The organism is Rhodoferax sp. RT4P68, assembly GCF_056521305.1.
Genome location: NZ_JBWMBB010000010.1, coordinates 61,606 through 74,023, shown reverse-complemented (window position 1 = coordinate 74,023; position 12,418 = coordinate 61,606). Strand labels below are relative to the sequence as shown.

11 protein-coding genes are annotated in these 12,418 nt (G+C 65.3%); 10 read left to right on the top strand and 1 reads right to left on the bottom strand.

Features of this window, described 5'->3' with window-relative positions; genetic code table 11:
* Positions 1-3 precede the first annotated feature (3 nt).
* A complete protein-coding gene (locus AC099J_RS20710; protein ID WP_479617173.1) occupies positions 4-381 on the top strand; it encodes a hypothetical protein in 378 nt (125 codons plus the stop codon).
* A gap of 134 nt (positions 382-515) precedes the next feature.
* A complete protein-coding gene (locus tag AC099J_RS20705) occupies positions 516-2,423 on the top strand; it encodes a heavy metal translocating P-type ATPase (RefSeq protein WP_479617369.1) in 1,908 nt (635 codons plus the stop codon).
* 93 nt (positions 2,424-2,516) lie between these two features.
* On the opposite strand, the gene AC099J_RS20700 is transcribed toward AC099J_RS20705, so the two are convergent.
* Complete coding sequence (locus AC099J_RS20700; protein WP_479617172.1) at positions 2,517-2,909, bottom strand: YkvA family protein; 393 nt, start codon at positions 2,907-2,909, stop codon at positions 2,517-2,519.
* A 262-nt stretch (positions 2,910-3,171) separates the two neighbouring features.
* On the opposite strand from AC099J_RS20700, the gene AC099J_RS20695 reads away from it, so the two are divergent.
* The 8 genes from AC099J_RS20695 (at position 3,172) to AC099J_RS20660 (ending at position 12,418) form a co-directional block, all read left to right on the top strand.
* A complete protein-coding gene (locus tag AC099J_RS20695) occupies positions 3,172-3,537 on the top strand; it encodes a DUF4148 domain-containing protein (protein ID WP_479617171.1) in 366 nt (121 codons plus the stop codon).
* A 758-nt stretch (positions 3,538-4,295) separates the two neighbouring features.
* Positions 4,296-5,489 carry a TolC family protein gene (locus AC099J_RS20690; RefSeq protein ID WP_479617170.1) on the top strand — a complete coding sequence of 398 codons (1,194 nt, stop codon included), beginning with the start codon at positions 4,296-4,298 and terminating at the stop codon, positions 5,487-5,489.
* 17 nt (positions 5,490-5,506) lie between these two features.
* Positions 5,507-7,033, top strand: a complete 1,527-nt coding sequence (locus AC099J_RS20685) for an efflux RND transporter periplasmic adaptor subunit (protein ID WP_479617169.1) — start codon at positions 5,507-5,509, stop codon at positions 7,031-7,033.
* Between the two features lie 14 nt (positions 7,034-7,047).
* Positions 7,048-7,389, top strand: a complete 342-nt coding sequence (locus AC099J_RS20680; protein ID WP_479617168.1) for a P-II family nitrogen regulator — start codon at positions 7,048-7,050, stop codon at positions 7,387-7,389.
* Between the two features lie 14 nt (positions 7,390-7,403).
* A complete protein-coding gene (locus tag AC099J_RS20675; protein ID WP_479617167.1) occupies positions 7,404-10,601 on the top strand; it encodes an efflux RND transporter permease subunit in 3,198 nt (1,065 codons plus the stop codon).
* Positions 10,602-10,790: 189 nt separating this feature from the next.
* A complete protein-coding gene (locus AC099J_RS20670; RefSeq protein WP_479617166.1) occupies positions 10,791-11,051 on the top strand; it encodes a hypothetical protein in 261 nt (86 codons plus the stop codon).
* 178 nt (positions 11,052-11,229) lie between these two features.
* Positions 11,230-12,021, top strand: a complete 792-nt coding sequence (locus AC099J_RS20665) for a HupE/UreJ family protein (RefSeq protein ID WP_479617165.1) — start codon at positions 11,230-11,232, stop codon at positions 12,019-12,021.
* 46 nt (positions 12,022-12,067) lie between these two features.
* The gene (locus AC099J_RS20660; RefSeq protein ID WP_479617164.1) at positions 12,068-12,418 is read left to right on the top strand and encodes a DUF6488 family protein; all 351 of its coding nucleotides are present in this window, start codon (positions 12,068-12,070) and stop codon (positions 12,416-12,418) included.

Sequence of the window (12,418 nt, the reverse complement as noted above, 5' to 3'; positions counted from 1 at the left end):
CCCATGAAAGCATCTGCTCTGCTGGCCGCACTGGCCATGACCCTCGCCACCACCGGCACCATCGCCGAAGACAAGCACGAAGTCAAAGCGCTGCACGGCGGCGTGGTGATGGAGGCTAACCACCTGGACTACGAACTGGTGGCCAAGGCCGACACCATCCACCTGTACGTGCGGGACCACGGCAAGCCGGTGGACCTCAAGGGCGCCAGCGGCAAGCTGACACTGCTGGCCGGCAGTACCAAGTCCGAGGCCACGCTGGCCCCCGTCGGCGACAAGCTGGAGGCCAAGGGCAGCTTCCCCGCCGCCGCCGGCACCAAGGTGGTGGCGACGGTGCAGCTAGCCGGCAAGAAAGCGGCGAACGTGCGGTTCACGCTGAAGTGAGCGCGGACCACGCCCACGTTGAAGGTGACGGGCACGACCACAGCGCTGCACACGCACACGCGGCCGGTTCCGGGCCGTCTCTGGAGCTGATCTTCTCGCTGGCCTGCGGTGTGGCGCTGCTGGCCGGCTGGGCCATGGAGCGCTGGGGCCTGGCCGGCCCCGTGCTCGCCCGTGCTTGCTACGTGCTGGCCTACATTGCGGGCAGTTGGTTCGCGCTACGCGAGGCGTTCGACAACCTGAAGGCCAGGCGTTTCGAGATCGATACGCTGATGCTGGTCGCCGCTGCGGGCGCAGCGGCGATCGGCGCCTGGGCCGAGGGCGCGTTGTTGCTGTTCCTGTTCAGCCTGGGCCACGCGCTGGAGCACTACGCCATGGGCCGCGCGCGGCGCGCCATCGAGGCGCTGGCCGAACTGGCCCCCGAGCGCGCCACCGTGCGGCGAGGCGACACGACCGAAGACATCGCGGTGGCCAGCCTGGCTGCAGGCGACGTCGTCATCGTGCGGCCCAATGAGCGGTTGCCGGCGGACGGCTTCGTCGTCGTCGGCCAGACCAGCGTGGACCAGGCCAGCGTGACCGGCGAGAGCGTACCGGTCGACAAGGAGCCGGTGGCCGATGCACAGGCCGCACTGGCCGGCTTCGACAAAATCGCTGCGAAGCACCGCGTCTTCGCCGGCACCGTCAACGGCGCTGGCGCTATCGATGTGATGGTGGCGCGGCCGGCTGCGGAATCGACGATGGCGCGCATGGTGAAGCTGGTCATGGCGTCGCAGCAGCAGCGCTCACCGGCGCAGCAGTTCACCGAGAAATTCCAGCGCGTGTTCGTGCCGGCCGTGTTGGTCGGCGTGGCGCTGTTGCTGTGCGCCGGCCTGGTGCTGGACGAACCGTTCGCGGCCACGTTCTACCGCGCCATGGCGGTGCTGGTGGCGGCCAGCCCCTGCGCGCTGGCGATCTCCGTGCCCAGCGCTGTGCTGAGCGCCGTGGCGCGGGCCGGGCGCAGCGGTGTGCTGGTCAAAGGCGGCGCCCCGTTGCAGCACCTGGCCAAGGTGACGGCCATGGCGTTCGACAAGACCGGCACGCTGACCGAGGGCAAGCCGCGCCTGACCGATGCCATGCCGGCCGCGGGTGTGGCCGAGGCCGAGTTGCTGGCACTGGCCTTGGCCGTGGAGCAGGGCAGTGACCACCCGCTGGCCGGTGCCGTGCTGCAGGGCGCGCGCGAGCGCTTGGGCGACACGGCGGTGCTGCCACAGGTGCAGGCCCTGCGCAGCATCACCGGGCTGGGCGTCACGGGCGAGGTCGGGGGCCTGCCGGTGCACATCGGCAAGCCGGCGCTGTTCCAGCAGGATGGCGTGCCACCACCCGCCGCACTGCTGCAGACCAACGAGGCCTTGGTGGCGGCAGGCCGCACCACCATGCTGGTGCGCCACGGCGAGCGCTATCTGGGCGTGCTGGGCGTCATGGACACGCCACGCGTTTCGGCCCAGGGCGTGGTGACCGCGCTGCGGGCGCAGGGTGTCACGCGGCTGCTGATGCTGTCAGGCGACAACCAGCGCGTGGCCGAAGCGGTGGCCGCCAGCGTTGGATTGGGCGAGGCGCGGGGTGATCTGATGCCGGCCGACAAGGTGCAAACCATCGCCGCGCTGCGGGCCGAGGGCCTGGTGGTTGCGATGGTGGGTGACGGCGTCAACGACGCACCGGCGATGGCCCAAGCCAGCGTGGGCATCGCCATGGGCGGGGCCGGATCGGATGTGGCGCTGGAGACGGCCGACATGGCATTGATGGCCGACGACCTGACGCAGCTGCCGTTCGCCGTCGCGCTGGCGCGACGCACAGACCGCGTGATCCGGCAAAACCTGTGGGTCAGCCTGGGTGTGGTGGCGGTGCTGATTCCGTCCACGCTCTTCGGGTTGCCGATCGGCTCGGCCATCGTGTTTCATGAAGGGTCGACGCTGCTGGTTGTGGCGAATGCGCTCAGACTGTTGCGGTTTCGTGGGCCGGCGGCGCCGCGTGTGGTCCGCGCCTCCAGCGCTTCCCTGACGCGCTGAACCATCGCGCTGCAGCCAGGCTTCGCTGCGCGTCGTGGGTTCACGGGACGACGAAATCCACGGCCGCTGGCTGCAGCCGGGGCCCCAGACCCGCTACAGGTGCGGGCGAAGCCACCACCAGCTCGCGACACCGACCACGATCCACAGCGACACGATCAGCACAGCGCCCAGTGTGCTGGTCGGCTTCGCGCCTTTGGTCAGCATCCATTCGTCTGCCTTGCCTCGACATTGCGCGAGGACTTCTGGCGGGAGGAGCTTGATGGTCAGCCAGATCAAACCCGGGAGCAGCAGGACATCGTCGACATAGCCAAGGACGGGGATGAAGTCGGGGATGAGGTCGATCGGGCTCAATGCGTAAGCCACGACGAACACGCCAAGTGCCTTCACATACCACGGGGTCAGCGGATGCTTTGCGGCAAACCATAACGTCACGCCGTCACGCTTGATGCGTTGTGCCCAGGCTTTGAGGGTGTTGAAGAAGCGCATATTCGCAAGCATGCCAGGACAGCGCTGCTCACTGCGTTGCCAGCAGCAACGCTGCGACGATCGACCTTGTTGTCAACAAAATCAGCTACTGCGTGCGCGCCGGCAGGCTGTCGTTTGCAGTCGGTGACCGGCCTCCTGCCGAAGTCTGCCCAGATCCCGAAGATGACAAGAACGTCATCAGGCAGTCCGCCTTTTCGATGCCACGCTTACCAGAATTCCAACACCGCGCCAGATGGCGCTAACGCACCAAGACTGAGAATACATGTCTACCAAAGCAGCTCTTCTCCTCGCCATGTTGGCCGCAACCACCATCGCTGCCCAGGCGCAGCCTCCAGGCAGTGCTTCGCTCACCCGGGAGCAGGTGCGTGCAGAGGTCATCCAAGCGCGCGCCCAAGGCCTGTTGCCGGTCGGCGGTGAGGTTGGTGATGCGCCCATGGCCACAGCGAACCAAAGCTCGCTCACCCGTGCCCAGGTTCTTGAACAACTGCGCCTGCACGGTCCACTGCCGACAGCAGAAGGGGCCGACGTCAAGCTCGCGGACAGTGTCAGTTTGCGCAGCCGCGCCGAAGTCCGCGCCGAGGCCGTCGCCGCTGTGCGTGACGGCACCACAGTCTCTGGCGAGCTTTAACCGACGGTGCAGGCCAACACGGCTCGCACCTCCGGCCCACCCGTTGCACAGAACTTGTGTGAATCTCTCTTGTCTGCTGCGAAGATGGCACCTTGGCCGTACTCCTACGCGGTGGTCCGGTCACGCCGCGCAGCAGGCGAACTTCAACGAGCAAATCTCGCGCGGCCATGTCACAACCGCATTGGTACACTGACTCGTATGGTCCGCGCTTGGCTCGTCGCTCTGATGTTGATGCTGTCGTTCCAGTGCGTCTGGTCGACGGCGGCGAGTGCATGCACGCACGAGAAGACGGTTGGCGGCGCGCATTTTGGCCATCATGACGAGCACCATCAAGAGCGCCACGATGTGGGCACGGCTGACTCGACATCGGATGCAGATGAGAGCGACCTTTCGACCTCCGATCACCACCATACGTTGAGCGTCTCCCTGTTGCCCAACGCAGTAGCGCAGGCAACGTTTGCAGACGGTGAGTCGCTTGTCCGTACCCACGGCAGTGATGCATATCCCAGCAGATCGATTGCAGCCCTGGAACGACCTCCACGCCCCCTTGCCGACGTCCATTCGGCGAGGTTGGACTAGCAGCACTTTCCGCACGTCTTTGTGCGGGCGGTCTGCACCCGGCAGACCTCGTCGAATTCCCGTTCATCCCGTGAATATTGGAGAGTTCGATGCGAAGGTTTGTGTTGCCGCTGGTGACAGTGGTATGTCTTTTGGCGCGCGCGGCTTCGGCCCAAGGCGGCGCCACTCCCTCTCCCCCTATGGCTGTGGAATTAGCCAACGCTGCGGTCAGCGCGCCGTCCTTGTCGCTACGTCAGGCCGTGGACATTGCGCTGACCCGCCATCCGGATCTTGCGGTTGCCCGCTCCGAAGTCGATGCGGTCGGCGGGGCGCGTGTGCAAGCCGAGTCTCGGCCCAACCCTGAGTTGTCCGTTCTCGTTGAGGACATTCGGCCGAGCACGCGCACCACCACCGTGCAGATCAGCCAGCCGATCGAACTCTGGGGCAAACGCGACGCGCGGATTGCGGCTGCGGACCGCGCACTCGACGCAGCCAGATCAGACTTTGACGCACGTCGGCACGCCTTGCGCTCGGCCGTGATCACCGCCTACTTCGACCTGCTGACCCTGCAGGAGCAGGCGCGCGTGGCCGAGACTTCGCTGTCGCTCGCGCAGCGCTCCTCGGACGCGGCTTCCAAGCGGGTGCTGGCCGGCAAGGTGTCGCCCGTCGAGGAGACCAAGGCGCGCGTCGCCGAGGCCGGCCTGCGCATTGAGCTGACCCAGTTGCGGGGTGAGCAAGCCAGCGCGCGCGCTCGGCTTAGCGCAGCCATGGGTCAACCGGTCGGCAACCTGGTGTTGCAGGGCAGCCTGACGGATCTGCCTGTGGTGCCGAGCGAGGAAGCGGTTCGCGGTCAACTGGAGGCAGCGCCTGCGATCCGCCGCGCGCAGCTGGAAGTGGAACGCCGCAAGGCGCTAACCGCCGTCGAAAGCGCTCGCCGGTATGGCGACCTCACGGTCAATGTCGGTGCCAAGCGCGACCAGGAGGCCAGACGTACCCAGGCGGTCATCGGTGTCACGATTGCGCTGCCGCTCTTCGACCGCAACCAAGGCAATCTGCTCGAAGCGCTCAGGCGCGAGGACAAAGCCCGCGATGAAGTGATGGCAGCGCGGTCGGTGGTCGAGAGCGAGGCCGTCCAGGCACGCGAACGCCTGGCATCGTCGCGTAGCGCAGCAGCCTCCCTGGCTGCGGACGTGTTGCCGGGCGCGCAAAGCGCGTTCGACGCGGCCACCAAGGGCTTCGAGCTGGGAAAGTTCGGCTTCCTCGAGGCGCTCGACGCGCAAAGAACGCTGCTCCAGGCGCGCACGCAGTACCTCAATGCTCTGGCCGGGGCGCAGCGTGCTGCCGCTGACCTGAACCGCATCCTCGGCATCGATGCGATGTCCGGCACCCCATGAACAACGGATCCAATATCATGAACAAGACCCAGCCCAAAAAACAGTGGATCGCGATCGTGGCCGTGCTGGTGATCAGCGTCGTCCTGGGCGCCGTCATCCTGCGCGACAAAAAGACCGGTGCTGGCACTGACGAGCATGGCCACACGGAGGCCGAAGCCGACGCGCAAGCGAAGGGCGAGCACGTTGAAGAGGGCGCCAAGGAGCCCGCCAAAGGCCCGCGTGGCGGCAAGCTGCTCAAGGATGGCAACTATGCCGTCGAGGTCACGATCTTCGAGACCGGCGTCGAACCGCAGTTCAGGCTCTACACCTACCTTGATGGAAAGCCTCTGGATGTGGCGCAGAGCCAGATTCAGTTGACGCTGGAACGACTCGGCCAGCCCCCTCAGATCTTCACTTTCAGGAAGGAGGCGGACTACCTTGTGGGCGACGCCATCGTCACCGAGCCCCATTCGTTCAAGGTGGGCGTGCAAGCTGAGCATGCGGGCAATACGCATGAGCTGGGCTATGAACAGGTCGAAGCCCGCGTGACGATGACCGACGCGCAACTCACCTCTGCCGGTGTCGAGGTGGGCACCGCTGGCCCGGCCATGATCGGCACCACGCTGCGGCTGCTCGGCGAAGTCAAATACAACAGCGACCGCACGGTACAGGTCGTGCCACGATTGGCGGGGCTGGTCGAGCTGGTCCTCGCCAGTGCCGGCGACACCGTCCGCAAGGGGCAGGTACTGGCCGTGCTCAGTAGCCAGAGCCTCTCCGACCAGCGGGCCGAGTTGCTGGCGGCACAGCAGCGCCTGTCGCTCGCGCGGACGACGTATGAGCGTGAACTCAAACTCTGGGAAGAGAAGATCTCCGCCCAGCAGGACATGCTGCAGGCCCGATCGGCGATGCAGGAAGCCGCGATCGCAGTGCAAAGCGCGCAGAGCAGGCTGGCAACGCTCGGTGGGGCTGCGTCCAGCGGCAGCTTGAGTCGCTATGAACTGCGCTCGCCGATCGACGGTGTGGTCACTGAAAAGCGCCTGTCGCTGGGCGAAGCCGTGCGGGAAGACACCGCGGTGTTCACCGTGTCCGATCTGTCGTCGGTGTGGGTAGAAGCATCCGTTTCGCCGCAGGACCTGGGCAGTGTCACGAAGGGGCTGCCGGTCGTGGTCAAGGCCAATGCGTTCGATGCGCAAGCTTCCGCCAAGATTGGCTACGTGAGCGCGCTGGTCGGCGAGCAGACGCGCAATGCGATGGCGCGCGTCGTTTTGCCCAACCCAAAGGGCATCTGGCGCCCTGGCCTGCCGGTGGCGGTCGAGGTGCTGGTCGAAGAGACGCAGGTCGCGGTATCGGTCGCGGCGGATGCGGTGCAGGACCTGCGTGATTGGAAGGTGGTGTTCGGCCGCTACGGCACCGCGCTCGAAGCCCGGCCGCTCGAACTAGGCCGCAGCGACGGCAAGCGCGTCGAGGTGCGCGAGGGCCTGAAGGCCGGTGAGCGCTACGCGCAAACCAACAGCTTCCTCGTCAAAGCCGAGCTAGGCAAGGCCGGCGCGAGCCACGACCACTGAGCGAGGAGCGAGCCATGCAGCAAATCACCGCCATCATTCGCCCCCACCGCCTGGACGCCGTGGAAGCCGCACTCCACGCGCTGCCGCACCTGCCAGGGTTCACCGTCCTGCCGTCCTACGGCCACCCACGCGGCCACGGCGAGCACCACCGCTTTGCCGGTGACGAGTGGCAACCCGATGCGCACAAGCAACTGACATTGATCGTGTTCTGCGCCAGTGCGGACGCGCCTGGCATCGTCGAGGCAATCGTCCGGGCGGCGCGCACCGGCAACCCTGGTGACGGCATCGTCGGCGTGACCGAACTCAATGATCTCGTGCGTATTCGCACCGGCGAACGTGCCGACGCCGCTGTCTGAGGCACCCCCACACCATGTTCGAACGCATTATCCGTTTCGCCATCGATCAGCGATGGCTCGTCATGCTGGCCGTCCTGGGGATGGTCGGTCTCGGCGTCTTCAGCTACCAGAAGCTGCCGATCGACGCCGTGCCCGACATCACCAATGTCCAGGTGCAGATCAACACCGAGGCGCCGGGCTACTCTCCACTGGAGGCAGAGCAGCGTGTGACCTTCCCGATCGAGACCGCGATGGCGGGCCTGCCGAAGCTGGAGCAGACGCGCTCGATCTCGCGCTATGGCCTGTCGCAGGTCACCGTGATCTTCAAGGAGGGCACCGACATCTACTTCGCGCGCCAGCTCGTGGGCGAACGCATCCAGGAAGCGCGCGGCAAGCTGCCGGCGGGCCTCACGCCCAGCCTGGGGCCGATCGCGACTGGCCTCGGCGAGATTTACATGTGGACGGTGGAGAGCGAGCCCGGTGCGCGCAAGCCCGATGGCAGCCCGTACACCCCCATGGACTTGCGGGAGATACAGGACTGGGTGATCAAGCCGCAGTTGCGCACTGTGCCAGGCGTTACGGAGATCAACACCATCGGCGGCTACGCCAAGGAGTTCCAGGTGGCGCCGCTGCCTGATCGCTTGGTGGCCCACGGGTTGGCGATCTCCGATCTGGTGACTGCGCTGGAGCGCAACAACGCGAATGTGGGCGCTGGCTACATTGAGCGCCGGGGCGAGCAGTACCTGATCCGCGCACCTGGCCAAGTGGGGGGCATCGAAGACATCGCCAACGTCGTGATCGCCAACGTCAAAGGCGTTCCCGTGCGCATCCGCGACGTGGCCGAAGTCGGACTCGGCAAGGAGCTGCGGACCGGTGCCGCAACCGAGAACGGCCGGGAGGTCGTGCTGGGCACCGTCTTCATGCTGGTAGGAGAGAACAGCCGCGACGTGTCGACAGCCGTCGACAAGCGCCTGAAGGCCATCAACGCGAGCCTGCCGAAGGGCATCATCGCCAAGACGGTGTACGACCGTACCGTGCTCGTGGAAAAAGCCATCGCGACCGTGCAGAAGAATCTGGTCGAAGGTGCCTTGCTGGTCATCGTCATCCTGTTCCTGTTCCTGGGCAATATCCGTGCGGCGATCATCACTGCCATGGTGATCCCGCTCGCCATGTTGTTCACCTTCACCGGCATGGTGACAAACAAGGTCAGCGCAAACCTGATGAGCCTGGGCGCCCTGGACTTCGGGATCATCATCGACGGGGCGGTGGTCATCGTCGAGAACTGCATCCGGCGCATGGCGCATGCGCAGACGCAGGCAGGCCGACCGCTGACACGCAACGAACGCTTTCACGAGGTGTTCGCCGCCTCCAAGGAATCGCGCCGGGCCTTGATGTTCGGCCAGCTCATCATCATGGTGGTGTACCTGCCGATCTTTGCGCTGACGGGCGTCGAAGGGAAGATGTTCCACCCGATGGCCTTCACCGTGGTGATCGCGTTGCTGGGCGCGATGATCCTGTCGATCACTTTCGTGCCCGCTGCGGTTGCGCTGTTCATCACGGGCAATGTGAGCGAGAAGGAGGGGCGCCTGATGCTGTGGGCCAAACGCGGCTATGCACCCGCCTTCGACTGGGTGATGGCACGCAAGCCGCTGGTGCTGACGGTGGCTGCGGCCTCCATCGTGCTGTCGGGCTTGCTGGCCACGCGCATGGGCAGTGAGTTCATTCCGAGCCTGGACGAGGGCGACATTGCACTGCACGCGTTGCGCATCCCGGGCACCAGCCTCACGCAGGCCATCGGCATGCAGACGCAGCTCGAAGACGTGGTGAAGTCGTTTCCCGAGGTCGATACCGTCTTTGCCAAACTCGGCACGGCAGAGATCGCGACGGACCCGATGCCACCGAATGTGGCCGACAACTTCGTCATGCTCAAACCGCGCGATCAGTGGCCCGACCCAGGCCGCAGCAAGGCCGATCTCGTGGCGGCCATGCAAGAGGCTGTGGAAAAAGTACCCGGCAACAACTACGAGTTCACCCAGCCGATCCAGATGCGCTTCAACGAGCTGATCTCCGGCGTGCGCAGCGATGTGGCCGTCAAGGTGTTCGGTGATGGCATGGACGAGATGAACGAGACGGCTGAGCGCATTGCCAAGGTGCTGGAGGGCATCGCGGGCGCGGCCGATGTGAAGGTGGAGCAGACCACCGGCCTGCCGATGCTGACGCTGCAGGTAGACCGCGACAAGACTTCCAGGCTGGGCCTGAATGTGGCTGACATTCAGGACAGTGTGTCTGCAGCACTGGGCGGACAGGAGGCCGGCGCGGTGTTCGAAGGCGACCGGCGTTTCGACATCCTGGTGCGCCTGCCGGAAGCCATCCGCAGTGATATCGAAGCGATCAAGCGTCTCCCGGTGCGCTTGCCGGCGGGCGAGAACGGTGCAGCACGCAGCTTCGTACGCCTGGGCGATGTGGCGACCATCGTGTCCGCTCCCGGACCGAACCAGATCAGCCGGGAGGACGGCAAACGCCGCGTTGTGGTCACTGCCAACGTGCGTGGGCGTGACATCGGCAGCTTCGTAGCCGAAGCGCAGCAAAAGCTCGGCGATCAGGTAAGCGTGCCCTCAGGTTACTGGACCCAGTGGGGTGGCACGTTCGAGCAACTGCAGTCGGCCAGCAAGCGTTTGCAGATCGTGGTGCCGGTGGCTTTGTTGCTGGTCTTCACACTGCTGTTTGTGATGTTCGGAAATGCCAAGGACGGGCTGTTGGTCTTCACCGGGGTGCCGTTCGCGTTGACCGGTGGCGTGGTGGCGCTTTGGCTGCGCGACATCCCGTTGTCGATCTCCGCCGGGGTTGGCTTCATTGCCTTGTCAGGTGTGGCGGTACTGAACGGGCTGGTCATGATCTCGTACATCCGCAGCCTGCGCGAGGACGGCATGCCGCTGGATGCGGCCATCCGCGAGGGCGCGTTGACCCGACTTCGCCCCGTGCTGATGACTGCGCTGGTGGCGTCGTTGGGCTTTGTTCCGATGGCGATTGCCATCGGCACAGGTGCCGAAGTGCAACGTCCGCTCGCGACCGTGGTGATCGGCGGCATCTTGTCCTCGACCGCCCTCACGCTGCTGGTCTTGCCGCTGCTCTATCGGCTCGCGCATGGAAGAGCTCAGCCTGCAGGCGCGGCCGCTGGTGGCAGTCGGGAGGTCAGCGGGCTTCAGCCCGAGCCTCAGGTGACGCCCACCTGACTCGCCAGGGGGCCTGCGGACTGCAACGTGGCGCAAACCAAGGTCCGCTAGCCGTTCGCAGCGCTATCGCCAAATACAATCCTCTCTGTGAGCTGCAAACGCCGAGCCCTGTTACTGCTGATTGCCATGGTCTGGCAAGCATTGGCTTGGCTGACGCCCGTTCACCTTGACCACCGAAAAGAGGTCATCGTGCACATGGTCGTGCACGCGCAGGAGGTGGACCACCACCACCATGCCGACCAGACGCTGCACGTCGAGGACGACGGCAGCGAGCCGCCCCACCAGCACGCGAACCAGGCGGCGCAGTTGCCCGGCCTGCCGCCTACGATGACGCTGGCCGCAAGCGATCCCCTCCCATCGGTTCTCGTGCCCAGCGCGGGCACCGGGCATGCGCCCGTTTTCCTTGAAGGCCCCTTGCGGCCTCCGCAGCGCCGCGCTGATCTGGCCTGACAGGCCTTCGCGACGCCGACTGAGCCGTCGCCGCGCTGGTGATCGGCCAGCACCCCCTACCTGTTCACTCGGCACGCCACCAAAGGCGTTGCCGCGCTCGGAACATCGTTCCGCGACCGTGCCTGCCGTCGCATCGCGACGGGCTGGGCTGTCTCAATACACAAAGGGCTCCTGGTCCATGACCCGAACCATCTCCAATCGCTTGTTGGCATTGCTGCTGCTGGGCTTCATCCCGCTTGTGGGGCTCGCCCACGGCATCTCCGAGGAGGACCGACAGCGCATGCTGGATGGCGGCTACCTGCAGTACGTCGGCCTGGGCGCAAGCCACATGCTGACGGGCTACGACCACCTGCTGTTCCTGTTCGGCGTGGTGTTCTTCCTGACAACGTTCAAGGACGTGGCCAAGTTCGTGACCGTCTTCACCATCGGCCATTGCATCACGCTGGTGTTCGCAACCTGGTTCAAGATCACCTGGAACTACTATCTGGTCGACGCCATCATCGCTGCGAGCGTGATCTACAAGGGCTTCGACAACAACGGCGGGTTCCAGCGCGTGTTCGACATGCAGTCGCCGAACTTGCTGGGTGCCGTGTTTGTTTTCGGGCTGCTGCACGGATTTGGCCTGTCCACGCGCTTGCAGCAGTTGCCGTTGGGCGACGACCCGGTGGCGATGCTCGGCCGCATTCTGAGCTTCAACGTGGGCGTGGAGCTGGGCCAGATCGCGGCGCTGGCCGCGATGGTGGCGCTGCTGGCAGCCTGGCGGCATCGGCCCTCGTTCACGCGCTTCAGCTACGCGGCCAACCTGGCGCTGATCTATGCCGGCGTCTACCTGCTGTTCACGCAGTTGCACGGCTACCAGCACGATGCGCACCCGGACAGCTTTCGTTTCCCTGCGCAGGAACACCGCCACGTGCACGACGACATGAATATCGAGAACACCCAGGATGACAGCCGCAACACGCTCAACTGACCCCGCATTCTTTACCTCCTCCGTCCACTTCATCAAGGAACGCACCATGCACAAGTCTTTCATCGCCACCATCGTTCTGTCCGCTGCTGTCTGGGCGCCTGCTGCCTACGCCAATGAGGGTGGTAGCTGCCACTTCCACGGCGCCAAGCCTGCCGCCGAGTCGGTCGTCATCGGCTGTGCAGATCAGCGCAAACAGGTTCTGATCAAGGGCGGCAAGCTCGATGCATCGTGGACCGCCATCAAGCCCGAGAAGGTAGAGACCGTCGACGGCAAGAAGGGCAAGGAGTGGAAGATGACCTTCAAGAACCCAGCCGTGACCGACGCCAGCAAGCAGACGCTGTACATGTTCTACAGCCTGCCGGGCAACTTCATTGCTGCCAACTTCACGGGGCAGTGA

Bases quoted from the DNA above. Each gene is read 5' to 3' on its own strand.
- AC099J_RS20710 (WP_479617173.1), top strand. From the start codon at position 4: ATGAAAGCATCTGCTCTGCTGGCCGCACTGGCCATGACCCTCGCCACC.
- AC099J_RS20705 (WP_479617369.1), top strand. From the start codon at position 516: ATGGAGCGCTGGGGCCTGGCCGGCCCCGTGCTCGCCCGTGCTTGCTAC.
- AC099J_RS20700 (WP_479617172.1), bottom strand. From the start codon at position 2,909: ATGCGCTTCTTCAACACCCTCAAAGCCTGGGCACAACGCATCAAGCGT.
- AC099J_RS20695 (WP_479617171.1), top strand. From the start codon at position 3,172: ATGTCTACCAAAGCAGCTCTTCTCCTCGCCATGTTGGCCGCAACCACC.
- AC099J_RS20690 (WP_479617170.1), top strand. From the start codon at position 4,296: ATGGCTGTGGAATTAGCCAACGCTGCGGTCAGCGCGCCGTCCTTGTCG.
- AC099J_RS20685 (WP_479617169.1), top strand. From the start codon at position 5,507: ATGAACAAGACCCAGCCCAAAAAACAGTGGATCGCGATCGTGGCCGTG.
- AC099J_RS20680 (WP_479617168.1), top strand. From the start codon at position 7,048: ATGCAGCAAATCACCGCCATCATTCGCCCCCACCGCCTGGACGCCGTG.
- AC099J_RS20675 (WP_479617167.1), top strand. From the start codon at position 7,404: ATGTTCGAACGCATTATCCGTTTCGCCATCGATCAGCGATGGCTCGTC.
- AC099J_RS20665 (WP_479617165.1), top strand. From the start codon at position 11,230: ATGACCCGAACCATCTCCAATCGCTTGTTGGCATTGCTGCTGCTGGGC.
- AC099J_RS20660 (WP_479617164.1), top strand. From the start codon at position 12,068: ATGCACAAGTCTTTCATCGCCACCATCGTTCTGTCCGCTGCTGTCTGG.